Below are 22,279 nucleotides of genomic sequence, written 5' to 3'. Positions count from 1 at the left end.
CTGAAGACGGTTAATCGTGAAAGGGCCAATCTCGTCCGATCCGTTTGAACTCCGCTTTGACTTCTTTTGCATTCTTTTGGTGCAGCGAGTTTAGCCGTAGATAGCCGTTCGATGAGACACTCACGAACGCGCGCCAGAAAATCTTCCCGATCTTTCGATATAGGGTCCGGCCGTGCTCGTTGCCCTTGCGATCGGCAGCGATCTCGGAGCCGGCAATGATCTTCGGCAGCGCGGTGAAATCGTCGATCGACATTTTGTGACGTTCGATCCGATCGGCGATGGCCTCGCCGGTAATCGAAACAACGGGAGACTTGGCGCCGAGCTGTTCGGCAAGCTCCCGTGAAACGCCGGCGGGCAACCACACCTTCGGCTCAAGGCGCGGCGCCAGCTGCAAATAGGGATCGCTCCAGAGGCCGGTTAGCATCGCTGTCGCATCGGCCGCCGGCGCCGCCGCCAGCTTCGCTTCAAGGTTCTGGATCAGGGTCGAGGCGCGCGCCAGGCCAGGGTTTGTCTGCCAGCCTGGATCAATACCAGGGGGAACCATGGTGACCTCGCCGGTGCGGCGATTGCGATGCTCTATGTCCGGGCCAAAGTCCGGAAGACTGTCGCGATAAACGATGCCTCCTTCCGTCGGCTCGCGGCCGAGCAAGGCAGCGGCCTCGCGGGCTGATATTTGCCGCACCTGGCATTTGCAGCCCCAGCCGTTCGGCGGCCAGTGGGTTCGCCAGAAAGGATGATCGACAGGCAGGATGATGCCGACCCACCCGAGATGCTCGGCGCGAGGATCGGCCGACGAGGTGCGAACATAGAGGATGTAAGGCAGCGCGCGCTTGCTTCGCTGGGCTCGCTCCCACTGGCCGGCCGCGCGGGCCGAGTTCATATTTGACCAGAAGATGGTCTTCAGTCGCCTGGTGCTGGAGAAGTCCACCATCCGATCGGGCTGGTCGCCGGCCGGGTCCGCGACCATGCGAGGGCCCCACCATCCTTGCCGTGTCAACTCCGCTTCGATGTCGAGCTTCCAGGTGTCGAAACCTTTGCCGCTCCTGATCGCCTCCGCGATGCTGTCGCGAAAGCCGGTCAGCAGCTCGGCCTCGGTCGCCTTGGCGACCGTGAATGCATAGGCGTGTTCTTCGCCCCACACATCCTGCCATGAGAAGGCCGGTCGCAGGGTCTTGCCCTCAAAATAGCTGGTGACCTCGAGCGGCGCAGCGAACGTCTTCTGGATCCTGGCCATCAGTCGACTACATCACCGATGCCACGCGCGATCGCCGTCAACCGAGCGAGGCGCTCCGCCATTTTCGAGGCGTCCGGCCCTGCAGTTTCAATGAGCTTCAAAGCCTCTTCGAAGCTCGATGCCGTCGACAGGATCTCGGCGATCGGCTGCACGATCGGACGAGACATGGCCTCCCAGTCGTTGGCGGCCGAGGTGAATAATGCATCCACCTGGTCAAGCGCGTCGGGCTCGCCGGCTTCGGCCGCGAGCAAGGACGTGCAGGCTCCACAGCGACAAGCACGGCGATGGTCGAAGACGATGGCAGATAGCGCAGCGGTCTTCGACCTGCGATCGTCGTTCGCCGGTGCTGGTTTCGCGATCGGCTTGGGCTCGATAACCGCCGCAGGCTCAGCCGCCGGCGCTGTATTGATCGGCATAAGCAATTCATCGCCATCGACAGGATCGGATAGCCCGATCTTCTCGCGGATCTCGGACTGCTTCACGCGCAAGCCGAAGGGCACCATCTTGGCAACGGCGTCGGTCAGCGCCACGACGTCCTCTGGATCGGGCACCAGGAGCTGAAGGGCCGGATACTTCTCTTGCGGCCCGAAGTTGAGATCAACGAACGGCTTGATCAGGTCACGATTGGCCGTGAACGCAAGCTGCTTGGCATCGGCCCGCAAGATATCGAGACGGACCTCGTTGTGGATCTTAGCCTGGCCGAGCGAAGAACCGTCGTCCGATGTCATGGTCTGGCCGACGACCAGCTTCGAGATCTGCTTGTCGATATACTCAAGGAGGCCGCCGAAAACTGCGGCGCCGTTATTGCCACTGACTTCGTGGAACTCGATCTCCATCCCCTGGGGAATGATGGCGGCCGCATCATTGGCGATCGAGGCGACGGCCTTCAGCAAGGTGCGCTTGTCGCCGGCGCTGGCGTTGGCGTTGTACTTGCCGACGCGCAGCGGCATGCCGTAGACCTCGGAGAAGGCCGCCCAATCCTGAAGCGTGAACTGCTGTATTAGATAAGCCCAGGCCGCCGGACGTGCCATTCCGCGTCGCAGCGGCAGGCCCATCTTGGTGCGTGGCATGTGGCGAAGGAACTTTGCCTCGGGCAGCTCCTCACCCTCGATCGAGCCGTCAACCGCCAGGCGCAACTCGCGCAGGGTCAATCGGTCGAGCTGAAAGAACCGCGGATCTCGCTCGATGTACTCGACCGGCCGCAGCGCCTTGCGCTTATACTCCCACATCATCTCGACAACGGCGTAGCCTTTCGAGATCCCGTCCGTCAGATTGCCGAGCGCGTTCTTGAAGCCATCATCCTGCACCAACTCGGTAACAGCGTCGACGATCTTGGCGTCGGCGTCGTTCGCCTCGATCGTCGCGTCGATGCCTTCAAGGGCCAGGCGCCGTGTCTGAAGCTGTGATGCATAATGCAGATATCGCTCCTCCATTTCCTCGGCGAGTGTGAGGTAGCTTCGGGCGTCGCCCTGGGCGGCTTCGCGAAGGATCGTGCCGAGGCGCTCGGGTGTGATGCCGGTTGCGACGCGCTCCTCGTGGGTGCGGCGAACGCCGGCGACGGTCGGTGTTGCAATCTCCTCGGCCAGTACCTGGACGACGATCGGCCGGCCGTCGGGACCGAGGATGGATGATGTGCGGCTGCTTACCAATGCCGTCTCCCATATGCGTTGTCATCGTCTTCATCGCCCATGCCTTCGGCGAGAGCGGCGACGGATTGATAATCGTACTCGGTCCACTGGTGACGGCTGGCGAAGTGCGCCAGGGCAAGTGCGATGGCAAAGTCGCCGTGCCGCTTCTTTGCCCCTTCACCCGTGCGAACATCCGGAACCTTCGGGACGCCTGCGATAACCTTGACGATGCGAAGGTCGGTCAGGTGTTCATCGTCTTTCGAGAGCGCGATCTGGTCGTCCTCAAATGCCGTCTTCAGCGGTGGCATGTTGAAGCGATACCAGTCGGTCGAAAACTTGATGGCGTCGATCAGACCAGCCGGGCTGTCTGGTGTGCGGAAGCCGAACAGGCGGCCCATGTCTTCCGCGACAGTCCAGCCCATCCCGGTGGCGTCAAAGGCGGCGCCGACCAGACGAGGTGCGTTCTCAAGGATAAGACGGATGAGCATCTTCTGCTCATCGCCAGGTACGTTGCGCATCTCGAGCGTCAGCTCCTCCTCGCGCTTCAAAAGGCGTGTGGTCGAGAGGAGGGTAGCGACCGACAAGTCGGCGACGCGGGCAAAGTCGAAACCGAGGGCATGAAGCCTGGTCTTGTCGAGACGCTGCAGTGCTTCTTTCAGTTGCTGCAGCGCCGGCGCCATCAGGATCGCGCGTTCGATGCGGTTCCGGTGCAGGAAGTCGCCGGGCAGCTCAAGACGGATGATCGGCTTTTCGAGCGACATGCGCGCCTCGACGAGAGGACCCGCGAGCCAGGCGCCAGAGCCCGCCGTCGGAATGCAGAACAACTCTTCGTCGGCGCCATCGCCGTAGAAATCGATGATCTCCTGGCGCCATGCCGCTTCGCCTTCCGGCGACCACTCTCGGCCGTTCACCAGGCAGATGCGTTCGTAGAGGCCTTCCTTCAGCGCCTGGTCGAAATCGATCCGGAGATGGTCGTACTTCGACCGCCCCGCTAGTATGGCCTGGATCTGTTTGTTGAACTCGTTCTCGGTACCGTCATGGGTCGAGCAGACGACGACCTGGCCGCCCCACATCAGGAACGCCAGTGCCGCCTTCAACAGCTCGGGCAGGCTGTCAACGAAGGCTGCCTCGTCGATCATGACGACGCCCTGTTTACCGCGAAGCGTACGCGGCGCCGACGACAAGGCCAGGATTTCGAAACCGGACGCGAAGCGAATGCGGAACGCCTGGATGGACCGCTCGCCTTCCTTGTCGCTGTCGTCGAACAGGAATTCCCCGACCTCGATCGCCGCGTCGGAATAGGCGCGAGCCCACATGGCGCAGGCGTCGATGAACTCGCGGGTCATCTCCTGCGAGTAGGAGATATACATCACGTCCATGCCGCCGGCGCTCTTGGCGCGGCCGGCTCGCAGGGCGGCATAGGCAGCGAAGCCAAAGGTCAAGCCGATACGGCGGCTCTTCTCGATGAAGAGGACGCGGCAGGCGGTGCTCTCCAGCATGGAGATCGCGCGCGACTGATACGACAGCAGAGCCTTCGGAAGGCCCAGCTCTTTGACAAGGCCCGGCAGAACCTCAGTGGCGGTTCGCCGGGCCTCTGCCCACTGTTCCTCAGTAATAGGCGCGGTCATGTTGCCTTAACCCCGAGGATCTTCGAGAGGATCTCCTCGGCCGCGTCGGCCGAAAGCCCCTTGCTCTTCTGCACCTGGGCGACTGCCTGCTTTGCGTTATCCGCGAAGTCGGCCTCGATCTTCTGACGGCGGGCGGTCGAGATACCTTGCGCCTGGGCGGCAGATCGAAGTGCGTTCGCAAGCGCGAAGGCGCCCTTCGGGTCGATGCCCGCTTCACCGGCACCAGTGAGCAGTTCGAACACCAACGTCTTGACCGCCTCGGCCGCGATAAGCGTGAGGTTGTCGGATGCCTCGATGTCCCAGCTCTTGGCGAGCGTCGAAGCGATCTCGCGGGTTTCCTGCATGCGCTTAGTCAACGTTGCCAGCTTGATGCTGTATCGGTTGAAGGAGGAAAAGGACGGAATGTCGAACTCCAGCTCGCCACGATACTCCGCTTTCAGACCGTCGAGCTTGCTGACAAACTCCGAATAAATCTCGGTCTGCGTTCGCTCACGCTTCTGCAGTTCCTCGGCGGCCCAGGCAACGATCTCACCGCATTCCGCCGGTAGCTGCTCGATGATGTTGAGACGACCACGACCCTGCGCCATATCAGGCTCCGATCGACGGGCGCTTGACGCCCTCGAGCTGAGTGCGGCGCTCGACGTGATCAACACCGAGGCGCGTGATCATCGCGACCACGATCCCGTTCCCGACGTCGGTGTTTTTAACGGCGCCGATATCGGCCAGGTAGCGGAGCTGCTGGCGTATCCAGTCGCGCGACCGATGGTGGCCATAGCTGTCGAGAACGTCGGCGACCAGGCTATCGTTCAACCGACCGTCCGGCTGCTCGGCCAGAGCGCGCAGGATGACCAGGCGCGCATCGATCGTGACAAAATCATTGAAGTCGGTCATGCCGCACCCTTCATCAGAAAATCTTCAACGCGCGCCACGGTGCGCGCCATTCCCATCTGGCTCTCTTCCACTCGCCCCAGCTTTCCCTCCAGTCGCTCTATGGCGATCCGCATCGACATGACCGCCTCCGCGTCCGGAAGGTGTTTGATGTCGCTCTCCAGCGACTGCGTGCGCCTTTCCAGCGCTTGCAGGGTCACCATGAGCTGTGTCTTTTCCGCGCTGTCCTGTTCTTTGAACTTGTTGAGATCGCTCGCCGTCTTCTTCGAGCCAGACGAGATGATGTGCCATACGGAGGTCGCGACCGAGATCAGCAGCGCGAGAAAGCCGGTCCACGACTTGAGTGTTTCGAAATCCATGGTCAGCGGCCTTTCGCGTGGAGCTCGAAGTGCTCCTGGCAGTGGATGCAACGGCGAGCGGATGGCAGCGCACGGCGCCGGGTCTCGGCGATCTCTCCGCCGCAGTCATCGCACTCGGTGTTGCCTGTTCGCTTCAAGGCGGCGCCGGCACGCTTAATCTCCGCTTCGCGCTCTTCCTCGGCGCGGATCTCGGCAAGGTCGAAAAGGGCGTTGCCGTTCACGGTGTCGCCTCCGAGGAAGCGATGCATGCGTTTAGACGCGTCACCGCGATGTTGCGGGACGTCCGGTCGTGTGCCCACAGCTTGCCGACCTCCAGCTCGGGCAAGTCGCGATCAGGCTTCTCTGAAAGTGGGGGCACGGGCTTCTTCACCTCTGGTGGCAGATCCCTCGTCACGACACGAGTGACGACGATCGGATCAGGCTTCGGGTCTGGGTTAGTCAGGGAGCAGCCGGACGCGAGCAGCGCTAAGGCCACAACTGTTCCCACCTGGTAGTGCTTCATTCTGCTTCTCGCTGTCGGCTAACTGTTGTTCGGCCTGGCGCACCTGTTCGCTTGCGCTGGCCTGGATCTGGAGGGTGGCTTTCATCTGCTCAGCGATCTTGCGGTTGGTATCCGCGTCGGCGGCCTCGAGCTTGGCAATCCACTTAGCGTCGGCAAGTGCCGTTGCATTTTCAGCCGCCTCATCGAGCATAGAGTGGAACTCGCGCAGGCCGAGGTAGCCGAGGCCGGCGGCTGCAACGAGCAGCGCGCCGGCGATGAGCACAAGGGTGATTGGCTTGGTGATCATCTCCATCAGCGCACCTCGCCGTTTCCCGCGCCAGGCTCGGCGCGCGCATCATACGGAGGGGTCATGCCGTATGGAGAATTCGCCACCTCGAAGTCCTTCGATCCGTAGCTTCGATGGACGCCGATCAGCACGGCAATCATTGCGCAGAGGCTCGGAACGTAGAATGGCGCCAGCGCGACGGCCTCTGTCGAACCCCGGCAAGCAGCAACGGCAAGCCCGATCAGGATGCACCATGACAGTACGAAGCTGATCCAGTTCCATCGCCGCGTCATTGTATAAGACGGCTTTCCTGGCGACCGACGATTAGGCTTCATTGCGCGAAACCTCATCCTCCAGGGTGCTACGGATGATGCCGCCGATAGGCGAGCTGCCGGTCTTCGGCCAACGGATGCCGACACAGCGAGCCTTTTCGACCAGTGAGAGCTTCACGCTGTTGGACTGATTGCCGCCAAGGACGATGTAGTTCTGATCGTCCTCGCCCACGTAGAGACCGACATGGCCGCCGCCAGGGCGCTTGAAGACGAGGACCGCGCCGAGGACCGGACTGGTGAGCTGCGCGCCAAACTTGTTCCACTCCAAAGCGCCGAGCGGGTTGGCGGGAAGCTTCTCCTGGGGAAGCGTGAAGCCGAAGCAATGCGCCATGAAGAGGCCGCACCAGGGCGTGTCGTCATTAGTGAAGAACGTTGCGATCCAACCGCCGAGCGCCTTCGCCCAACCGATGATCGTCGAGTTCGACTTGGGGCCTGGAATTTCGAGGAGGCCGACAAAGCGTCGAGCTTCCCGCATCCATACAGGCTCGGCCGGGATGACCGGCGCTGGCACGACCTTCACGACGCTACCACGTGGCTCGACCCGCAATGCTGCGACAGTGGCCGTATCAGCTCGGCCTGTCGCCGGAAGCCCTTCCGCTTTCTGGAAGCGGATCAAGGCCTCCATCGATGCGCGACCGTAGACGCCGTCGACGACACCGTCATAAGCGCCGTGGACGCGCAGCCGGGTGTTCAGCCAAAGCTCGAAAGAAGTCATTTGTAAGTGCCCCAAACCAAGCGGGCCGAATGGCCGCTTCGATGCTGGGACTATGCAACGGGAGGTGTAGTCGGGCGGGCTGACAGATGTCAGCCCTTTTCACCAAGGGCTAGAAAAGCTCGCCTTGGTCGCTGTCGGATGCCTTCATCCGAAATATCGTGCGCTCATGCAAGCCCGATATTTGTGCGGTGTCGCGCACGCTCTTGCCTTCGCTGAGCGCTTCTGCGGCGCGGCGCCTGGCCGCCTTCAGGACTGCGGCCGGGCCTAGCGGGATAACCTCTCGCTGGACGCCCTTGAGCTTGCCGTCGCCATCAAGGACGGATAGTCCTCTGCAGATCCGATCGGCTAACTCGAAGCCGAGCAGCTCGGTGAGCCAATGGCCATCCTCGGCGCGCGGCGGGATCGACACCCGAACGCCGCCGTGGCTCTGCGCAATCAGGAGTGCCGTCTCGGCGTCGGTGATCGCGGCGATATCGCCAAGGAGACCGGGAAGCGAGCTGTTCACGAGCGCCTCCTTCCGAAACCGAGGTTCAGCTCGATGCGGATCTGCTCGGCCCGCGCCAGGATCAGCTTGCGCTCCATGCGGATACGCGAATGCGCGTCCCTTCCACCGGCTCGAAGCTTCTTTTCAAGCTCTTCACACCGAGTTTGAACGCGCGTCAGTTCGCTGTTTTCGAACAGGGGAAGATTGTCAGCCATCGCGGCTACCTCGCGGAAAAGCGATGCCATTGCGTCGAAGCGTGGTGACGACGACGCCCTGCTGAAGGACGAACTTCACACGCTCGACGACAACGGCCAGCGCCCGCAGCTCCGCGCCGGTCGCGCAGCGGTCAGCGATGTGAAGACGTACGGCTTCGACATCGAGGCCGTGCGAATGCTCAAGGTAACGCAACACTGCATGATCGGAAACGCGGAGGGGCTCAGTCATCAATTATGCCCTTGTGAAATTGACCGAGATGTTCGGCGGAAGGAAGTCGACGGTTCCCGTTGCGTGGATCTCGCCGTCCAGGCGGATCGACTGCAACAGAGAGGAGAGGCGCTGCTCGGCGTCCCCCCAAGAGTAAGCCGCGAGATCGAAACAGAACTCGCGGCCATCGTGGTCGAAGCTGAAGGTGAACAGCGACATGGGTTCGCCCAAGCTGTCGAGGACGACAGGCTTGGGCGGCATCTTCGGGTCGCGGAAGGAAACGACCGTGTTCATTGGCGGTCGGCTTTCCGCGCTCGGATACGATCGCCGAGCGCGTTCATCACCTTCTGCCAATCACCTGGCTCGAGCTGCTGGAGCATCGGCTTGCCTGCTAGCTTGGTGACTTCCGCATCAAAGCCCCGGCGAACCATCAGGTCGGCGCTCGGCTCCAACATACGCCACTGCGCCCAGGCTACCTTGGCGCCATCGGTGCCGAGCCAGTCGTAACCGTTGCTGCTGCCGTAGGAGACGCCGGCCTCGCGGCGCATCCAGCCTTTCAGCGCCTCGATCGCGCGGTTGGCGTCATCGGCGTAGACCAGGAAGCGCGTGTGATCGATGCCCGTCTGGCGCTTGACAAACGCCACCAGCGCAGCGTCGTCGCGATTGCGAACAATGCCGAGGTTCCAGGCGGCGATCCAGAGCGCCTGCAGCTTCTTGGCAAACTTGCCTGTAAGCTGCTGGCGGCCACTCGACCGACGAGCCGTCGGCGCTGGCGTGAAGCCTTCATTGCGAAATACGGAAAGGACTTTCTGGCGCTCAGGCTCGTCCATGTCCTTGACGGAATGCTTGCCCGTGATCCGGGCAAGCTTAGCGCGGTAGGTGTCGTCATCGAGTCCGAGCTGCTTCTTGGCGACGTGGATCGCTGCGATTGAGGTGCTGCTCATGACTGACTCCTCGCCATTGCGTTTGCAAAGCGCGAAAGGTTGACGTGGGCAGCAACCTCCTGACCGTCCGGTGTCCAGGTCGAGAACTCGAAGTACAACGCACCATCGACGTTCCTGACCTTGAAACCTTCTTGCCGAGCCACGTCGGCAAGCATCTCCTCGTATTGGACCGCTGTTTTCGAGTTGAGGCTGCTCATAATGCCGTCTCCGCTTTCGCCACGTCATGTATCGCGGTAGCCTTTGCCAGTACGGCAGGCTCCACACCGTCGATCGTTTCGACATAAATCCAGCCAAGCTTCACAATTCCCCAGCCGGAGTAATACGCGTTCGACCCATTTCCGACGTACCGACGATGGCAGATCTCGGTACGCACGATGAAGCCTTCGCGGCCCGTGTGAACCCAAGCTTCGGCAATCGCTGCGGCATGTTCCCCAGCGCTGGCGAAAGCGTCGAGATCACAAAGGCCCGCGATCTCAGGCATGCCGCGAAAGATCGTGACGACGTCGTTGCAATCCACGTCCTCGGCAAACTGCTTGACCCATTCCGGTGGGTTCTCGGGGTCGCCTATCAGCGCAATGGGATAGATCCCGGCGACGCGGGCCTCGGCATCGAACAGGTTTTTGTAAAGGGTCATGGCTACGGTCTCCCTCACGCCTTCGCCATGTCGATGGTGACGCTGGTCCAGTCCTCTTGTTGGGTGCGGCGGCGGTAGAACCGAACATACTCCTTAGAGCCGGTGACCCTGATCGCGTCGCGGATCGCTTTCATAGCGTTGATCCAACGCGGATCTTTGATTTCCAGCTTCAGCAACATGAAGATGTCCGAGCGGTTCACTTTGCCTTCCTTATCCGTGTTGAAGGCCCGCATGATGATAGACTGAATTTCCTCGCGGCTATCGGCGCTCCACTCAACCAGGCAAGTGTCGATAAGGCTCTTCGCGATTTGAAGCTCCGGCCCGAACGTGATGTTGTCCGCAACCTGCACCTGGATTTTCAACAGGCCATCATATGACGTATAGGTCCGGTTTCCCTTCTGCCCACCGATCTTCGTGTCGTACTGTTGTGCGAGGACCGCATCGAGAGCAGCGAGGTCAGCGAAGGTGTGATCCTTGAAGCGCGTGACCTGGGCGCTGAGTTCTTCCGCAAACTGGAAGATGTTGCGAACCGTCGTGTCCTCGACTTTATGCTGATCTTTGACGGCGACCATCGGATCGAAACCGCCCTTGGCATTGATCATGAACAGCTTGCCGTTGATCTCCGTTACGCCAGGGCGATCGGTGTCGGCCATAATGACTGCTTCCATTTTAAAGTCTCCTAGCTGCGGCTCGAAGGCGCTGTGCTGCCTGAAACAGACGTTTGGCAGCGGCGGCTTCGCCGATAGTGAATTGGTCGGCATCAAGGCGGTCGGTCGCCTCGATCACTTCGTGGATGGCGTTTTCTAGGCTCGGGCGTTCTGGCTTCACGACCGCTCTGACTTCCCTCGCCTTGACGGGCGGTCGGTAGGTCTGGTCGAGCAGGATGCGGGCTACCTTGGGCGCCAGCTCCTCGGCGAGTTCTTTCGCCGAGAAGCGGAGGGCTGGGCCGCTGGTCCTCACGGAACCGGCCTATTGGAAATGATCAGGCGGAGTGGCGGAGCCTCCCGCCCCATGTCCCATTTGATCACGACGGGCTCCGAGCGGGTGATGGCGCGCTCGATGATCGCCATCTCCTCCTCGTACTCTCTCGCCAGCGCGAGGCAGGTGTTGATGCCTGCGATCGCGTCGGCCATCGCCGTCGGTGTGACGACGCGGCCGGCCTGGAAGAGCGAAACAATGGACTTGCGGAAATCGACGATCGCCGAGGACGGCTTGAGCTGCTGGCAGTTCATTTCTTCCTCCCGAAGTCAGGGAAGATGATCTTGCCCTCGGGATCTTTGACCAGCTGCACTAGGTTATCCGTGGCGAGCTGCTCAACGATCTGCTTCCCCTCGCGGCCGGCCTCGATGAGACGGAAATACGAAACCTCCGTTTCGAGCGCGTTGGCGAGTTTGCCCAGGAGGCCGATCCGCTCGCGCAGACGCTTTACGCTGGCCGCATCAAGATAGCCGCCGGAGCGGGCGATCGGAGCGAAGGCGCGGTCCAACAGTTTCAGTTCGTCACTGAGTTTGTGAGCGGAGGATGTCATGCCATGTCCTCCACGTCACGGTTCTTCCAAGCCGCCTCGATGTGCTTCTTGGCGAGCGGCTCCTGGGCGCCCATGGCGACCAGAGAAGCCAGCTTCAGCGTCTTGTCGATCTGACGAAGGGCGCCGCCCTTCATACCGATGCCGGTGAGCAGCTTGACGCAGTCGGGATCAACGACGCCCCAAGCTGCGATGAACGCCTGCAGGTCCTCGAGCCGAGGCTTGTCGCGCTTCAGGCGCTTGCCCAGGCGGCTCTTTAGCTGATCGTAAGAAGGGCCGTCGCTCTTCTTGACGAAACGAGTGTAGACCTCGTTGTTACCGACCAGGGCGACACCGCACTGATAGACATCGACAAAATGGCGAAGCTGGTTGATGGCCTCGTCGGCGAGGTTCTGCGCCTCGTCGATGATGAGGAGAGAGCCCCCGCCGATGCGGCCCAATTTTTCGCCGATCTTACGGGTGAGCTTCGCGGGGTTGTGCTCGTGCACCTCCAACACCGCCGCCAACTCAAGCAGCATGCCGTGGACCGTTTTGGTGTGCGGCGAGATCGTCACCAGGTAGGCGTGAGGTCGGGTGCTGCAATAGTGGCGCGAGGTCGCCGTCTTGCCATTGCCTGCGGCAAGGGTGACCATAACCATGTCCGCCGTCATCTGCGCCCAGGCGAGCGTTTCCGTGATCTCGGTTGCGATCCGGGTTTTGATAAAGCCGGGCGAAGTCGGGATGGTCGCGGCGAGACCAGCTTGCTCCTCGACCGCCAGCAGCCATTGTTCGACGGTGCGGTTGGTGCTGTCCAGGCGCCCCGCATACTTGCCGGAAAACCACTGGCTGAAAGTTCCCTCGGGCATCCCCATGCGCTTCGCGACTTCGGTTTTAGAGTAACCGTTGGCGCCCGCCGTGGCCATGACGCGGTCGATCAGCTCCCACCAGAGCGCGATATCCTGCTCGGTGCGGTTGGCCGACAATGCCGGCGGCGCCACCGGACGATCCCAGGCGGGTGTGGCATTCTTAATTTGGCTTGTGCCAATTCTCTCATTCATGATAAAAGGTTCCTGCTTTTGTAGGCCAATGGCCGGTTATCGGGCGGGGTTTTCCCCGCCCTTCTTTTTTCTGGAACCGTACGCTGCACTTTTCGGCTCACTTACCCCGGACACAAAACCTGCCGAGGCATTTCCTTGCGGAAACTCGATGATCGAAGCGCCGCCCGATATCCGGGCCAGGCCTTTCGAGAATGTGTCTTCCATCTCGTCCTCAGAGATCGCCGGCGCCGGCTGGAAGGCGACCGCCGCTGCAGTCGCCAGGCGCGTGACGCGCGGACGGATGGGTTCGGGCGGCGCCTGATCGGCGAGATCACCCTTGTAATAAAGGTCGGATAGCTGGCTGGCGGAAAGCGCGGCGTGCGCATCGCGTTCGGCGGTAATCGCCTTGGCATAATCGCGCCGCTTGCGAGCGTGCTGCCGTGCCGCCTCCTGGTCGTTGAAGCCGGCGTCAGCGATGCATTCAGCTTCGCAGATCAGCGCATTCTCCAAATCGTAAACCTTGACCGCCTGATGCAGGTTGTCCGGATCAAAGCGGATGGTGACCTTCTTGCCGGCAAACTGGTTCAGCTCTCGGCTCCAGTAACGATTGCCCTGGTAATGGATCTCCCCGCTGCCTTTTTTTGTGCGGATCAGTTCCGATGCAAGAAGCCAGAGAGCCTTCTGTGAAGCCGTCGGCCAGCGCACGATGGTGCTGGGCAAGGCGATGCTTTCGGCGAAAGTCTGATCGAAGCTCCTGCCAGCGCAATTGAGCGCGGTGCGACCGACCTGAGAATTGTGCTCAGCGATCTGCGCGGAAACGTGGCGCCTGAATTCCTCAACGGGGATGGCACGGGAGCCGTAGTTTTCCGGCTTCGCATCAGGCTTATTGCCAACATAAGCGCCGGCACAGAATGGATGCTTGGAGATCTTCTCGGCGAGATCGCGCCAGGCGCGCTCGATCGGCTTGGACTGACCGGAATAAGGTGTGGTCCAATGAAGTTCTACGCCGAGCGTGACCAGCAACCCCTGCGGATCTTCATCGCGCACCTTGAAGCGGAAGCGGTTGGTTACGCCACCAGAGATCCACTTCGAGGCGAAGGCTCGGCCGTTGTCGAGGAAGATTGCATCAGGGATGCCATAGCTCTCGACCATATCGCCGATGACCAGGCGAACCGTCTCTTTGTTTTCGCTGTCAGACAAGCGCCAGCCGACGATCTTGCCCGAGTACAGATCTTGGATGCCAAGGAGGAACATGCGGACAGGCTTGTCCGACCAGGGCACGCTCACGAAGACGTCCAGCTTGTGACCATCCATGTTGACCATCTGCATGGCATGCAGGTGCTGACGCAGGCGGCGCTGGGCTGGATAGAGCTTCTTCGCCGTGTCCTTGCCTTTTCGGGCAAGCGTCTGGACCGCTTTAGAGACGGTTGCATCAAGACGACGCCGCAGTGCGCGCTCAGAGGCAATCGGTGCCCATTTTGATTTCTTGGCCGCGACCAGCAGGCGACGGTAGCACTCAGAAAAGGCTGGCCCTTCCGGGCGCAGAAAATCCGACTTCAAGTATTCCCAGGCATCGGGGTGGCAATCGGAGCGAACGCCTTCGCTCTTGAAAGAGGGTGCCAAGGCCGCCAGCCAATCGCCGCGATCGATGCCTTGCACGAGTTCCTGCCAATTGTAGATCGTCCGGATGCTGACGTTGAATTTCCGTGCCGTCATGGTGGCTGCGGCTTCCGCCGTGACAAGCCGGGCCTGCAGCTGGTCAACATAGAGAAGTGCGCTCAATCGCACTTCACAGGTCGCCTTATGCTCACTCGAAAGGCCTTCATATTTCCTCCAGAGCTGCTCACGGCGCGCGATCGCCAGATCGTGGTCGTTGTTGGCTGGAGCATCGTGGATGATCCGCAGGCGCGTCTGCGCGGACTGCGGGAGAAGCGAGTAATGATAGACCCACACTGGCTTGGTCTTGCCAGGGACAGTGTGCGCGAGGGCATCATTGCCGCGCCAGCTCGCGCGCGCTAGGTTGTCCAGGCTCTTCTCAGCCGGCGGAAGGTCCGGAAGTTTGGCGGCCGCCAGCTCGGCAACGGTGAAGAACTCTTTCATGCTCGGCTCGCCTTCTTCTCTGCGATGAAGTCGCGGATGTCGGGCTCGTTGCGCTGAACCCAGCGCAACGTCTCTCCGACAGCTCTCATGTGATCGCGATGCAAATCTCCCTTCGCGCCGGGGAAGACCGCCGCACGGTTACCGCGCTGAAGGAACGCGTCGATTGCTTCAATCTGGCTGGAGAGGGAGACTTTCGCCATCATCGTGTTCCCTTGCGGCGGATCGATACCGGAAGCGAGCGGAGCGCCTTCAGCTCGGCGGAGAGGTTGCGCTGCTCCTGCTGAAGCCGTGCAATCTCGGCTAGGCGAGCCTCGTCGCCCTCGAGCATGATCAAGCCGTCCTCGGAAACAACCATGTCCCAAAGCCAGGTGGCGTTCGTCGCTCGGACAAAGGCCTTGAAGCGGACGAGGCTAACGTCGTGGTTCTCCTTGCTTTCCGCAGTGTAGGCATCGAGCGTGGAGCGGGAGACGTTAGGAAGGCCGAGATACTGCGCCATGCGTGCCGCGATGACCTCGCGCCCATGCGGGCACTCGCGGATCGCCTGGGCCATGGCGCGCTTCAGCTTTGAGCGGAAACGCGAGAGGTCCAGGCTTGCCGCCGGCGAGCGCACCGGAAACAGCGGCTCAAGGAAGAAGTCGAGCTGGCCAGGGTGCTTGCTCATTCGCCGCTCTCCCCGACGATCGTCGCCATCATCCCGTCATCGGCCATGCCGATGTGCTGAAGGAACTGATCTCTGGTTTCCTCGCTGGCGATCTCCCATGCCTCGACGAGTTTCGACAGCACGGCCGATTGCTGGGCTGCGGCGGTGGCCTTCACTGGCGGCGGCACCACAAGTTGGATAGCTTTCTTCAAGTCGCCCTCGGCCTTGAAGGCGATCGCGACCTGGCGCTGCTGCTTCGGCTCCATCTTCGCAAGATTGATAAGCGCCGACTGGTTGTCAGCGATTGGCGTTCCACGGACTGCCGCACGAACGTCCGGGTGCAGGTTCTGCGCAATCTGGTTGAGGCGCTTAAGAGAGGGCACTGAAATGCCCATGCGGTCAGCAACGTGCTGGGAAAAACCCTTGCCCGCCTCATGCTCGAATAATTGGATCAAGTTGATCCTATTTCCCGGACGGCCTGCCTCGATCTTGCCGTACGCCTTCTCCCATACCTCGCGGTACGTCTGCACAAAGACCGCGCGATCGATTACCGACAGCTCGTTGCGGAAGAGGTTTTCAGTGATCTCGATCAGGAGGGCTTCGTCCTGGTCGGCCTCGACGATGATGCTGTCGATCTCGGTGTCTTCGTTAATCGCAGCCGCGCGAATGCGGTGCCCACCAGCTACAAGCGTATAGGGCGTGGCGCCCTTACTCTTGGCCGGCGTTTTCCGAACCGTGATAGGGTTGATCTGGCCGTGTTCGACGAACGAGTTCGCAATCGCGAGCGCGTGATCTTCGTCGATCGCCCGAAGGCGCTCAGGAATGAAAATTTCCGCGAGGAGGAGACGCTTAAACTCGGCCATTATGCTGCCGCCCTTTTTATTTCCTGCGCGAAGAGACCTTGGGCGCGGGCAACCATTTGACCGTAAGCGCGCTTGAAGGCGGCATCTTCGAGACGGGCATTGATCGCCCGAACAGCAACGATCAGCTGCGTGCGATCGCGCATCTGAAGGATGGCCAGGCGCCGCTTCGGGACATCGAAATCAACGACCATGATATGGACCACGATCTGACGCGCCAGGAGCGCATCAAACCAGCCGTTCGGCGGGCTAATGATGTCGCGGACGGCGAGGTGAGAGAAATGGTGACGGACGGCTCCATAAGTGGCCGCGAGCATCGCCTTCTGGCGATCGTCTTCGGATGAGGGATTTACCATGAACTAAACCCTATGAAGTGTGTGAAAACGGATGCCGAGACAGCAATCAGAGCCATCGAAACAACGCCGGCGACCAGAATGAGGTCGGCGGCGATGCAGACGCGGGAAAGGGACGGAATAAAGGGATTTCGCTTGTCTATTTTGCCAGCGCGTTTCGTCATTGCGAGACTCGGAAAGTTCGGCGATTGTGGGAAGGTGGAGCGGACGGAAGAGGACGCTGCCAGCCGGAGCGGCCCGTCGTGCAATGGTGTGTTGCCGCTTTGCTGACCAACTCGTAAGAGAGGGCTCAGATGGTAAAGGCTAGAGCAGCTCAGACCGTCCGTTTTCATGTTCAGGCGGCGCTTCTTGTCGAGGCGTCCGCTTTGGACTTTGGGGCGAACTCCGGAGCGAGGATGTGAGAACGTCGCTTCGGATAACGGCCCGGGAAAAGCTTCTCGACATCCACTTCCAGGAAGTCGGCGATAGCTCTTTCCGCGAGCGAGTTGGGGCGGGTCCAGATATTCCGGACGCCGCTCTTGCTTAGCTCCTTCAACTCGGCGAGCCGCGCCAGGGTCATACCCTTTCGGCGAAGCTCGGCGAGGATGGAATGACGGTCCCAAGCCGGGGCTTTTGTCATTTCTTTCTCCTCAAGGAGCGGATGTTGGCGCATCCGCTTTTTGTGTGTCGTTGGTGTGCAAATGTCGCCTGTCAAATCAGGCGACAAACATAGGGTTAAATTACGTTTGGACCTTTGTAAAGTCCAATCGTGATTTTACGCGTGGTGGTATTGGCAAGACCTGAGATCGAGGCGAAAACCCCGATGGGCCGGCGCTTGAGAGAGCTTCGGCGTGCGCTGGATATTGAGGACCGGGATGAGCTGGCGACCGGGCTCGGGATCAGCAAAAGCGCGCTCGCTCACTATGAGCGGGGAGAGCGTACGCCAGACGGCGATGTGCTGGCACTCTATCGGCAGCGCTACGGCATAAACATCAACTGGATCGTCACGGGTGAAGGCGCCATGTTCGACGATCCTGCAGCGGCGCCGGCGCCCGCAGTCGCGGTCGACACGAAGCTGCTCGATCGCTTGGCCGGGATCGTCACCAGTGTGCATCGCCAAGCCGGCATTCGCATCCCTGCAGAGAAGGTCGCCGTCGAGGCCGGCGGCCTTTACAACGACCTTGTCAACAAGGTCGATGATATACGCGACCAGGACGAGGTCGCCGCCATGCTGCCCTGGATCGAAAATCGATTGAGGAAGCGGCTTGATGAGGCAACGAACGAGCCCGGCACCGGGAAACGCTCGGCTTCATGATTGTCTAAATCTGGCGCATAAAGAGGCGTTCGCGCGACGTGCACGTTGACGCTCTTAGGATTTTTCGATGATCAGCTCACCAGGCAGACGCCTGGGCATGCCAATAGGGCCGCTGATGAGCGGCTACTGTCAATTTCTAAAACTTACGATTTCATTCCGATGCCCCTTACCCTAAGAATTGAAGGTAGAGGCCGAAAAATGCGCTTTCAACTTGTATCCTTAAAGAACGATTAATAGTCACATTCGAGGTTAACGGCAGGCTGGTCGGCGCTCGCGGACGTGGAAATCTCTCGCCCGGCAAGCCAACCAGTAAAACCACGAAAAGCCCGGTAATCCGGGCGTCACAGAGCGATCATTCGAATTTCCACCCAGATATGGAAATCCAAATTGGCTTTTTCGACCACCCGCACCGCGTCGCGCGCTAGCCGCCCCGATCGCCGTTTTTCTGCCGGTCGTTTCTTTTCAATGATTTAAAGGCCTTCAAAGGCGGCTCGAGGATTTTTCAGGGCCGATTTGAGGCCGCCACCCGCCTAGCCGCCGCCATCGTCGAACGTGCGGAAAACTCGTTGGCGCGGGTGACAAACAGTGAGCGCGCTTTTTGCTACTCCCACCCGCCAGACGCCCTGGATTTTCAGGGCTTTTCAGCTTTTACCGGTTAATCCCGGATAATCCCACCTATTGCAGAGTGGGGTGACAAACAACACCCGAGCGGGGAGAAGATGCCGGCAGGCAGATGAGGGGGCTGCTGGCGCAGTTGTTGACTGTCCGATCAAGCTTCTTTAGAGCGTTCGCTCGCCGAGAAGCCATCCCACCCCACCCAACCTCTCCGCCACCTCAAACAGCGCCGGCACCGCCGGATTGCTGGACGCAGCCGAAGCGCAGAGCACGATGTCGAACTCCGGCGCATCCACAATCGGCCGCGAGACCAGCCCTTCCGCCAGGTCCGCGCACAAAGACTGCGGGATGAGCGCGATGCCCAGGCCTTCGGCGACGAGGCGGATGATGGTGTGTTGCAGGCGGGGTTCGAGTGCGAAATGCGGGACGACGCCCGGGGAGGCGCAGTAGTTGCGGATGGCGTCGCGGAGCGTCGGCGTCACGCTTGCGGGGGCGGCGATCAGACGTTCGGTAGCAAGATCGGTTGGGCCGGCGATGTCGAGTTCAGCCAGGCGGTGATCTCGCGGCGCGATCAGGCGCAGGCGGTCGCGGGCGAGAAGCGTGGTGCGCAGATGCGCGGCCGGGCTGCCGCCGAAGGTGACGGCGGCGTCGAGGCGGCCTTCGATCAGCATCTCCTCGATATCCGTGGGTATGCGCTCCTCGAGAACGAGGCGGACATCGGGGCGCGCTTGCGAGTACAATCGCACCAGCGCCGGGACGACGCTGTAGGCGGCGTTCATCATGAAGCCGAGTTTCAGCTCGCCCTTCACGCCGGATGCCACCAGCTGCACGTCGCGGCAGGCGGTATCGAAACGCTCGAGCACCGCGCGACACTCCTCGAGAAAATGCTTGCCCGCCGCCGTCAGCGCGACGTTGCGGGAGTTGCGCTCGAAGAGGCGGGCGCCGAGTGCCTTCTCGATCGCGGCGATCTGCCGGCTGAAGGGCGGCTGGCTCATGTTCATGCGGGCTGCCGCGTGGCCGAAGTGCAGCGTCTCGGCGAGCGCCACGAAATAGCGCATGTGGCGCGTGTCCATTTCATACCTCTGAGGTATCGATCAGCGATGATATCGACATTGGATTATATCGATATCAGGGGTTAGACAATGGTCTTTGCAACCTGAGTTCCCCTGCCAATGCTGACCAATCTTCTCATCGTGCTGCCCATCTTCGCGCTGATCCTTACCGGATGGATCGCGCGCAAGACCGACGCGCTCGGCCCCAATGCGACGCGCGAGGTGAACCGGCTGGTGGTCTATCTGGCGCTGCCGGCCCTGCTCTTCGACATCATGGCCAACGCGAAACTATCGCAAATCTGGCAGCCGGGCTTTATCCTGGCCTTCACTTCGGGCTGCGCCATCATCTTTTGCGCGACGCTCTGGTGGCGGATGGCGAAAGGCCGGCATCTGGCGGATGCGGCGATCGACAGCCTGAACGCCAGCTATGCCAATACGGGGTTCGTCGGCTTTCCGCTGGTGCTCTCGATCGTCGGCGACAACGGCATGGCGCCGACGCTGATCGCGACGATCGTCACCGTCTGCGTGCTCTTCGCCGTCGCCATCGTCTTGATCGAGGGCGGGCTGCAATCGGAGACGCGGCGGCGCGATATCGCGATGAAGACCTTGCTCTCGCTGGCCAAGAACCCGCTGCTGATCGCGCCGGTGCTGGGGGCGCTGTTCATGGTCTCTGGCGTGGCGTTGCCGGCGCCGGTGCATGCGTTTCTAAAACTTCTCGGCGGTGCGGCCTCGCCCTGCGCGCTGATTGCGCTTGGGCTATTTCTGGCCGGATCGAAGGCGGGGGCGGCGACCGAGCGGGCGGCGACGGCGGGGATTCTGGTCGGGCTGAAGCTGGTTGCGCAGCCTTTGGTGACCTGGGTGATTGCCGGGCCGCTGCTGCATTTGCCGCCGGTTGCGGTGCATACCTGCGTTCTGCTCGCGGCGCTGCCGACGGGGACCGGGCCGTTCATGCTGGCGGAGTTTTATGGGCGCGAGGCGAGTTTGACCGGGCGCGTGGTGCTGGCCTCGACGGTGCTGTCGATTGGGACGATTTCGGCGTATCTGGCGGTGGCGGGGTGAGATTTGGTTGGGGCGAGCGGCTCGCCACGAGTCCCTTCTCCCCAGCGGGGAGAAGATGCCGGCAGGCAGATGAGGGGGCTGCGGGTGAGACGTCTAAGATAATAATTTCAAATGGATAAGTTGGAGCCCGGAGCCCCCTCATCCGACCCTTCGGGCCACCTTCTCCCCTGTGGGGCGAAGGGAAAGCCGAGCAAGCGGCGAGCCCCTACCCCACAAAAAAGAGAAGCAAGCCTACCGCTTCTTGAACGGCTCCATGCCCTTGCGGGCAAGCTCGTCGGCGCGTTCGTTTTCCGGGTGGCCGGCGTGGCCCTTGACCCAGTGCCATTTGACCTTGTGGCGCTGGTTGGCGGCGTCGAGTGCCTGCCAGAGTTCGCCGTTCTTCACCGGCTTCTTGTCGGCGGTTTTCCAGCCGTTCTTCTTCCAGCCGAAGATCCACTTCGAAATGCCGTCCATGACGTATTTGCTGTCGGTGTGGAGATCGACCTCGCAGGCGCTTTTCAGCGCGGTCAGCGCCGAGATGGCGGCGAGCAGCTCCATGCGGTTGTTGGTGGTTTCCGCCTCGCCGCCGCAGAGCTCCTTTTCGACCTCGCCATAGCGCAGCACCGCGCCCCAGCCGCCGGGGCCCGGATTTCCGGAGCAGGCGCCGTCGGTGTAGATATCGACGTGCTTCATGGTGTGAGCCCGTATTCGGCGGCGGATTTGATCTGCCGGTGGAAGCGCAGCTTGCGCAGGTATTCGAGCGGGTCCTTCTTGGTCACCATCGCGCCCTCCGGCGTCATCAGCCAATCGTAGAGGCGGGTCAGGAAGAAGCGGAGCGCCGAGCCGCGCGAGAGGATTGGGAGTGCCTGAAGTTCGGCGTCGCTCAGCGGTCGCACGCTGGTATAGCCCTCGAGCATCGCCATGCCCTTGGTGATGTTATAGGCGCCGTCCTTTTCGAAGCACCAGGCGTTGAGGATGATCGAGACGTCGTAGGCGAGCAGATCGTTGCAGGCGAAGTAGAAGTCGATCAGGCCCGAGAGATCGTCGCCCAGGAAGAAGACGTTGTCGGGGAAGAGATCGGCGTGGATGACGCCCGAGGGGAGATTTTTCGGCCAGTTTGCCGAGAGAAAATCGAGCTCGCTGCGGATTTCCGCCTGCAGGCCCTTCTCGACCTCGTCGGCGCGGGCTTCTGACTTGTCCCACAGCACCTGCCAGCCATCGACGGAGAGCGCGTTGGGGCGCTTGAGGTCGAAACCTTCGCCGGCGATGTGCATGCGGGCGAGCGCTCTTCCGACCTCGCGGCAATGCCTGGCCTCGGGCTTGCGCAGCCACATGCCTTCGAGGAAGGAGATGAGGGCGGCGGGGCGATCCGACAGCTGGCCGAGCAGCGCGCCGTCCTTGCGCGGTAGCGGCAGCGGGCAGGACAGGCCGCGGGCGGAGAGATGCTGCATCAGGCCGAGGAAGAACGGCAGGTCGGTTTTCTCCACGCGCTTTTCGTAGAGCGTCAGGATCAGCGGGTCCTTCGACGTATGCAGCAGGAAATTGCTGTTTTCGACGCCCTCGGCGATGCCCTTGTAGGACAACAGCGTGCCGGCGTCATATTCCGTCAGGAACCACTTCAGATCGTCTTCGGAGATATCGGTGTAGACTGCCAAGGCGGGCTCTCGTTTTCGGTTTGGTGCTTCGGTCGGCTTCGGGCGGCGCAGATGATACCCCCCTCTGCCCTGCCGGGCATCTCCCCCACAAGGGG

At 61.3% G+C, this 22,279-nt stretch carries 33 protein-coding genes; 2 read left to right on the top strand and 31 right to left on the bottom strand.

What is annotated here, in order from left to right; translation table 11 throughout:
* Nucleotides 1–10: 10 nt before the first annotated feature.
* The 28 genes from QTL96_RS20070 to QTL96_RS19935 form a co-directional block, all read right to left on the bottom strand.
* Entirely contained in the window at nucleotides 11–1,234 is a 1,224-nt protein-coding gene (locus tag QTL96_RS20070) for a phage minor head protein (protein WP_289728895.1), read from the bottom strand.
* On the bottom strand, nucleotides 1,234–2,883 hold the full coding sequence (locus QTL96_RS20065; protein ID WP_289728894.1) for a DUF935 domain-containing protein: 1,650 nt from the start codon (nucleotides 2,881–2,883) through the stop codon (nucleotides 1,234–1,236). Before QTL96_RS20065 ends, QTL96_RS20070 begins: the two co-directional genes overlap by 1 nt.
* The gene (locus QTL96_RS20060) at nucleotides 2,877–4,490 is read right to left on the bottom strand and encodes a hypothetical protein (RefSeq protein WP_289728893.1); all 1,614 of its coding nucleotides are present in this window, start codon (nucleotides 4,488–4,490) and stop codon (nucleotides 2,877–2,879) included. The genes QTL96_RS20065 and QTL96_RS20060 overlap by 7 nt, the downstream gene beginning before the upstream one ends.
* The gene (locus tag QTL96_RS20055; RefSeq protein WP_289728892.1) at nucleotides 4,487–5,077 is read right to left on the bottom strand and encodes a DUF3486 family protein; all 591 of its coding nucleotides are present in this window, start codon (nucleotides 5,075–5,077) and stop codon (nucleotides 4,487–4,489) included. Before QTL96_RS20055 ends, QTL96_RS20060 begins: the two co-directional genes overlap by 4 nt.
* A gap of 1 nt (nucleotide 5,078) precedes the next feature.
* Nucleotides 5,079–5,381 (bottom strand): hypothetical protein, encoded by a 303-nt coding sequence (locus tag QTL96_RS20050; RefSeq protein WP_289728891.1) that lies wholly within the window; start codon nucleotides 5,379–5,381, stop codon nucleotides 5,079–5,081.
* Nucleotides 5,378–5,737, bottom strand: coding sequence for a hypothetical protein (locus QTL96_RS20045; protein WP_289728890.1), 360 nt, complete (start codon nucleotides 5,735–5,737; stop codon nucleotides 5,378–5,380). Before QTL96_RS20045 ends, QTL96_RS20050 begins: the two co-directional genes overlap by 4 nt.
* A 2-nt stretch (nucleotides 5,738–5,739) precedes the next feature.
* The gene (locus QTL96_RS20040) at nucleotides 5,740–5,958 is read right to left on the bottom strand and encodes a TraR/DksA C4-type zinc finger protein (protein WP_289728889.1); all 219 of its coding nucleotides are present in this window, start codon (nucleotides 5,956–5,958) and stop codon (nucleotides 5,740–5,742) included.
* A 213-nt stretch (nucleotides 5,959–6,171) separates the two neighbouring features.
* Nucleotides 6,172–6,531 carry a hypothetical protein gene (locus QTL96_RS20035; RefSeq protein WP_289728888.1) on the bottom strand — a complete coding sequence of 120 codons (360 nt, stop codon included), beginning with the start codon at nucleotides 6,529–6,531 and terminating at the stop codon, nucleotides 6,172–6,174.
* Nucleotides 6,531–6,797 (bottom strand): NAD(P)+ transhydrogenase beta chain, encoded by a 267-nt coding sequence (locus QTL96_RS20030; protein ID WP_289728887.1) that lies wholly within the window; start codon nucleotides 6,795–6,797, stop codon nucleotides 6,531–6,533. The genes QTL96_RS20035 and QTL96_RS20030 overlap by 1 nt, the downstream gene beginning before the upstream one ends.
* A gap of 31 nt (nucleotides 6,798–6,828) precedes the next feature.
* A complete protein-coding gene (locus QTL96_RS20025; protein ID WP_289728886.1) occupies nucleotides 6,829–7,551 on the bottom strand; it encodes a TIGR02594 family protein in 723 nt (240 codons plus the stop codon).
* A 109-nt stretch (nucleotides 7,552–7,660) separates the two neighbouring features.
* A complete protein-coding gene (locus QTL96_RS20020) occupies nucleotides 7,661–8,056 on the bottom strand; it encodes a hypothetical protein (protein WP_289728885.1) in 396 nt (131 codons plus the stop codon).
* On the bottom strand, nucleotides 8,053–8,250 hold the full coding sequence (locus tag QTL96_RS20015; protein WP_289728884.1) for a hypothetical protein: 198 nt from the start codon (nucleotides 8,248–8,250) through the stop codon (nucleotides 8,053–8,055). Before QTL96_RS20015 ends, QTL96_RS20020 begins: the two co-directional genes overlap by 4 nt.
* Nucleotides 8,243–8,479: a hypothetical protein gene (locus QTL96_RS20010; protein WP_289728883.1), complete on the bottom strand. Its 237-nt coding sequence runs from the start codon at nucleotides 8,477–8,479 to the stop codon at nucleotides 8,243–8,245. The genes QTL96_RS20015 and QTL96_RS20010 overlap by 8 nt, the downstream gene beginning before the upstream one ends.
* A gap of 3 nt (nucleotides 8,480–8,482) precedes the next feature.
* The gene (locus tag QTL96_RS20005) at nucleotides 8,483–8,752 is read right to left on the bottom strand and encodes a hypothetical protein (protein ID WP_289728882.1); all 270 of its coding nucleotides are present in this window, start codon (nucleotides 8,750–8,752) and stop codon (nucleotides 8,483–8,485) included.
* On the bottom strand, nucleotides 8,749–9,402 hold the full coding sequence (locus QTL96_RS20000) for a regulatory protein GemA (RefSeq protein ID WP_289728881.1): 654 nt from the start codon (nucleotides 9,400–9,402) through the stop codon (nucleotides 8,749–8,751). Before QTL96_RS20000 ends, QTL96_RS20005 begins: the two co-directional genes overlap by 4 nt.
* Complete coding sequence (locus tag QTL96_RS19995) at nucleotides 9,399–9,599, bottom strand: hypothetical protein (protein WP_289728880.1); 201 nt, start codon at nucleotides 9,597–9,599, stop codon at nucleotides 9,399–9,401. Before QTL96_RS19995 ends, QTL96_RS20000 begins: the two co-directional genes overlap by 4 nt.
* The gene (locus QTL96_RS19990) at nucleotides 9,596–10,036 is read right to left on the bottom strand and encodes a hypothetical protein (RefSeq protein ID WP_289728879.1); all 441 of its coding nucleotides are present in this window, start codon (nucleotides 10,034–10,036) and stop codon (nucleotides 9,596–9,598) included. The genes QTL96_RS19995 and QTL96_RS19990 overlap by 4 nt, the downstream gene beginning before the upstream one ends.
* Nucleotides 10,037–10,050: 14 nt before the next feature.
* Nucleotides 10,051–10,689 carry a DUF3164 family protein gene (locus QTL96_RS19985; RefSeq protein ID WP_289728878.1) on the bottom strand — a complete coding sequence of 213 codons (639 nt, stop codon included), beginning with the start codon at nucleotides 10,687–10,689 and terminating at the stop codon, nucleotides 10,051–10,053.
* A 16-nt stretch (nucleotides 10,690–10,705) separates the two neighbouring features.
* On the bottom strand, nucleotides 10,706–10,996 hold the full coding sequence (locus QTL96_RS19980; RefSeq protein ID WP_289728877.1) for a hypothetical protein: 291 nt from the start codon (nucleotides 10,994–10,996) through the stop codon (nucleotides 10,706–10,708).
* Nucleotides 10,993–11,268: a hypothetical protein gene (locus QTL96_RS19975; RefSeq protein WP_289728876.1), complete on the bottom strand. Its 276-nt coding sequence runs from the start codon at nucleotides 11,266–11,268 to the stop codon at nucleotides 10,993–10,995. The genes QTL96_RS19980 and QTL96_RS19975 overlap by 4 nt, the downstream gene beginning before the upstream one ends.
* A complete protein-coding gene (locus tag QTL96_RS19970; RefSeq protein WP_289728875.1) occupies nucleotides 11,265–11,564 on the bottom strand; it encodes a hypothetical protein in 300 nt (99 codons plus the stop codon). Before QTL96_RS19970 ends, QTL96_RS19975 begins: the two co-directional genes overlap by 4 nt.
* Entirely contained in the window at nucleotides 11,561–12,598 is a 1,038-nt protein-coding gene (locus tag QTL96_RS19965; protein ID WP_289728874.1) for an AAA family ATPase, read from the bottom strand. Before QTL96_RS19965 ends, QTL96_RS19970 begins: the two co-directional genes overlap by 4 nt.
* Nucleotides 12,599–12,634: 36 nt before the next feature.
* On the bottom strand, nucleotides 12,635–14,677 hold the full coding sequence (locus QTL96_RS19960; protein ID WP_289728873.1) for a transposase domain-containing protein: 2,043 nt from the start codon (nucleotides 14,675–14,677) through the stop codon (nucleotides 12,635–12,637).
* Nucleotides 14,674–14,880, bottom strand: a complete 207-nt coding sequence (locus tag QTL96_RS19955; RefSeq protein ID WP_289728872.1) for a hypothetical protein — start codon at nucleotides 14,878–14,880, stop codon at nucleotides 14,674–14,676. Before QTL96_RS19955 ends, QTL96_RS19960 begins: the two co-directional genes overlap by 4 nt.
* On the bottom strand, nucleotides 14,877–15,338 hold the full coding sequence (locus QTL96_RS19950; protein WP_289728871.1) for a hypothetical protein: 462 nt from the start codon (nucleotides 15,336–15,338) through the stop codon (nucleotides 14,877–14,879). Before QTL96_RS19950 ends, QTL96_RS19955 begins: the two co-directional genes overlap by 4 nt.
* On the bottom strand, nucleotides 15,335–16,180 hold the full coding sequence (locus tag QTL96_RS19945; protein ID WP_289728870.1) for a ParB N-terminal domain-containing protein: 846 nt from the start codon (nucleotides 16,178–16,180) through the stop codon (nucleotides 15,335–15,337). Before QTL96_RS19945 ends, QTL96_RS19950 begins: the two co-directional genes overlap by 4 nt.
* Entirely contained in the window at nucleotides 16,180–16,533 is a 354-nt protein-coding gene (locus QTL96_RS19940; RefSeq protein WP_289728869.1) for a hypothetical protein, read from the bottom strand. The genes QTL96_RS19945 and QTL96_RS19940 overlap by 1 nt, the downstream gene beginning before the upstream one ends.
* A gap of 331 nt (nucleotides 16,534–16,864) precedes the next feature.
* On the bottom strand, nucleotides 16,865–17,149 hold the full coding sequence (locus tag QTL96_RS19935; RefSeq protein WP_289728868.1) for a helix-turn-helix domain-containing protein: 285 nt from the start codon (nucleotides 17,147–17,149) through the stop codon (nucleotides 16,865–16,867).
* Nucleotides 17,150–17,344: 195 nt separating this feature from the next.
* On the opposite strand from QTL96_RS19935, the gene QTL96_RS19930 reads away from it, so the two are divergent.
* On the top strand, nucleotides 17,345–17,824 hold the full coding sequence (locus QTL96_RS19930; protein WP_289728867.1) for a helix-turn-helix transcriptional regulator: 480 nt from the start codon (nucleotides 17,345–17,347) through the stop codon (nucleotides 17,822–17,824).
* A gap of 779 nt (nucleotides 17,825–18,603) precedes the next feature.
* On the opposite strand, the gene QTL96_RS19925 is transcribed toward QTL96_RS19930, so the two are convergent.
* Entirely contained in the window at nucleotides 18,604–19,512 is a 909-nt protein-coding gene (locus tag QTL96_RS19925; protein ID WP_289728866.1) for a LysR substrate-binding domain-containing protein, read from the bottom strand.
* A gap of 99 nt (nucleotides 19,513–19,611) precedes the next feature.
* On the opposite strand from QTL96_RS19925, the gene QTL96_RS19920 reads away from it, so the two are divergent.
* Nucleotides 19,612–20,550: an AEC family transporter gene (locus QTL96_RS19920; protein ID WP_289728865.1), complete on the top strand. Its 939-nt coding sequence runs from the start codon at nucleotides 19,612–19,614 to the stop codon at nucleotides 20,548–20,550.
* 231 nt (nucleotides 20,551–20,781) lie between these two features.
* On the opposite strand, the gene rnhA is transcribed toward QTL96_RS19920, so the two are convergent.
* Together rnhA and QTL96_RS19910 are read right to left on the bottom strand one after the other, a co-directional pair.
* Entirely contained in the window at nucleotides 20,782–21,222 is a 441-nt protein-coding gene (gene rnhA, locus QTL96_RS19915) for a ribonuclease HI (protein ID WP_018902017.1), read from the bottom strand.
* Nucleotides 21,219–22,184 carry a homoserine kinase gene (locus QTL96_RS19910; protein ID WP_289728864.1) on the bottom strand — a complete coding sequence of 322 codons (966 nt, stop codon included), beginning with the start codon at nucleotides 22,182–22,184 and terminating at the stop codon, nucleotides 21,219–21,221. Before QTL96_RS19910 ends, rnhA begins: the two co-directional genes overlap by 4 nt.
* Nucleotides 22,185–22,279 lie beyond the last annotated feature (95 nt).

This window comes from Rhizobium sp. S163 (genome assembly GCF_030380805.1).
GTDB lineage: Bacteria > Pseudomonadota > Alphaproteobacteria > Rhizobiales > Rhizobiaceae > Rhizobium.
This window is presented reverse-complemented; position numbering and strand designations above follow the sequence as displayed.

Excerpts from the sequence above, each read along its gene's own strand:
- QTL96_RS19970 (WP_289728875.1), bottom strand. The coding sequence starts at position 11,564 with ATGACATCCTCCGCTCACAAACTCAGTGACGAACTGAAACTGTTGGAC.
- QTL96_RS20060 (WP_289728893.1), bottom strand. The coding sequence starts at position 4,490 with ATGACCGCGCCTATTACTGAGGAACAGTGGGCAGAGGCCCGGCGAACC.
- QTL96_RS19940 (WP_289728869.1), bottom strand. The coding sequence starts at position 16,533 with ATGGTAAATCCCTCATCCGAAGACGATCGCCAGAAGGCGATGCTCGCG.
- QTL96_RS20050 (WP_289728891.1), bottom strand. The coding sequence starts at position 5,381 with ATGACCGACTTCAATGATTTTGTCACGATCGATGCGCGCCTGGTCATC.
- QTL96_RS20010 (WP_289728883.1), bottom strand. The coding sequence starts at position 8,479 with ATGACTGAGCCCCTCCGCGTTTCCGATCATGCAGTGTTGCGTTACCTT.
- QTL96_RS19995 (WP_289728880.1), bottom strand. The coding sequence starts at position 9,599 with ATGAGCAGCCTCAACTCGAAAACAGCGGTCCAATACGAGGAGATGCTT.
- QTL96_RS19945 (WP_289728870.1), bottom strand. The coding sequence starts at position 16,180 with ATGGCCGAGTTTAAGCGTCTCCTCCTCGCGGAAATTTTCATTCCTGAG.
- QTL96_RS20045 (WP_289728890.1), bottom strand. The coding sequence starts at position 5,737 with ATGGATTTCGAAACACTCAAGTCGTGGACCGGCTTTCTCGCGCTGCTG.
- QTL96_RS20025 (WP_289728886.1), bottom strand. The coding sequence starts at position 7,551 with ATGACTTCTTTCGAGCTTTGGCTGAACACCCGGCTGCGCGTCCACGGC.
- QTL96_RS20070 (WP_289728895.1), bottom strand. The coding sequence starts at position 1,234 with ATGGCCAGGATCCAGAAGACGTTCGCTGCGCCGCTCGAGGTCACCAGC.
- QTL96_RS19960 (WP_289728873.1), bottom strand. The coding sequence starts at position 14,677 with ATGAAAGAGTTCTTCACCGTTGCCGAGCTGGCGGCCGCCAAACTTCCG.
- QTL96_RS20015 (WP_289728884.1), bottom strand. The coding sequence starts at position 8,250 with ATGGCTGACAATCTTCCCCTGTTCGAAAACAGCGAACTGACGCGCGTT.
- QTL96_RS20000 (WP_289728881.1), bottom strand. The coding sequence starts at position 9,402 with ATGAGCAGCACCTCAATCGCAGCGATCCACGTCGCCAAGAAGCAGCTC.
- QTL96_RS19925 (WP_289728866.1), bottom strand. The coding sequence starts at position 19,512 with ATGGACACGCGCCACATGCGCTATTTCGTGGCGCTCGCCGAGACGCTG.
- QTL96_RS19950 (WP_289728871.1), bottom strand. The coding sequence starts at position 15,338 with ATGAGCAAGCACCCTGGCCAGCTCGACTTCTTCCTTGAGCCGCTGTTT.
- QTL96_RS19965 (WP_289728874.1), bottom strand. The coding sequence starts at position 12,598 with ATGAATGAGAGAATTGGCACAAGCCAAATTAAGAATGCCACACCCGCC.
- QTL96_RS19990 (WP_289728879.1), bottom strand. The coding sequence starts at position 10,036 with ATGACCCTTTACAAAAACCTGTTCGATGCCGAGGCCCGCGTCGCCGGG.
- QTL96_RS19935 (WP_289728868.1), bottom strand. The coding sequence starts at position 17,149 with ATGACAAAAGCCCCGGCTTGGGACCGTCATTCCATCCTCGCCGAGCTT.
- rnhA (WP_018902017.1), bottom strand. The coding sequence starts at position 21,222 with ATGAAGCACGTCGATATCTACACCGACGGCGCCTGCTCCGGAAATCCG.
- QTL96_RS20035 (WP_289728888.1), bottom strand. The coding sequence starts at position 6,531 with ATGGAGATGATCACCAAGCCAATCACCCTTGTGCTCATCGCCGGCGCG.
- QTL96_RS20005 (WP_289728882.1), bottom strand. The coding sequence starts at position 8,752 with ATGAACACGGTCGTTTCCTTCCGCGACCCGAAGATGCCGCCCAAGCCT.
- QTL96_RS20055 (WP_289728892.1), bottom strand. The coding sequence starts at position 5,077 with ATGGCGCAGGGTCGTGGTCGTCTCAACATCATCGAGCAGCTACCGGCG.
- QTL96_RS20030 (WP_289728887.1), bottom strand. The coding sequence starts at position 6,797 with ATGACGCGGCGATGGAACTGGATCAGCTTCGTACTGTCATGGTGCATC.
- QTL96_RS19975 (WP_289728876.1), bottom strand. The coding sequence starts at position 11,268 with ATGAACTGCCAGCAGCTCAAGCCGTCCTCGGCGATCGTCGATTTCCGC.
- QTL96_RS19985 (WP_289728878.1), bottom strand. The coding sequence starts at position 10,689 with ATGGCCGACACCGATCGCCCTGGCGTAACGGAGATCAACGGCAAGCTG.
- QTL96_RS19955 (WP_289728872.1), bottom strand. The coding sequence starts at position 14,880 with ATGATGGCGAAAGTCTCCCTCTCCAGCCAGATTGAAGCAATCGACGCG.
- QTL96_RS19920 (WP_289728865.1), top strand. The coding sequence starts at position 19,612 with ATGCTGACCAATCTTCTCATCGTGCTGCCCATCTTCGCGCTGATCCTT.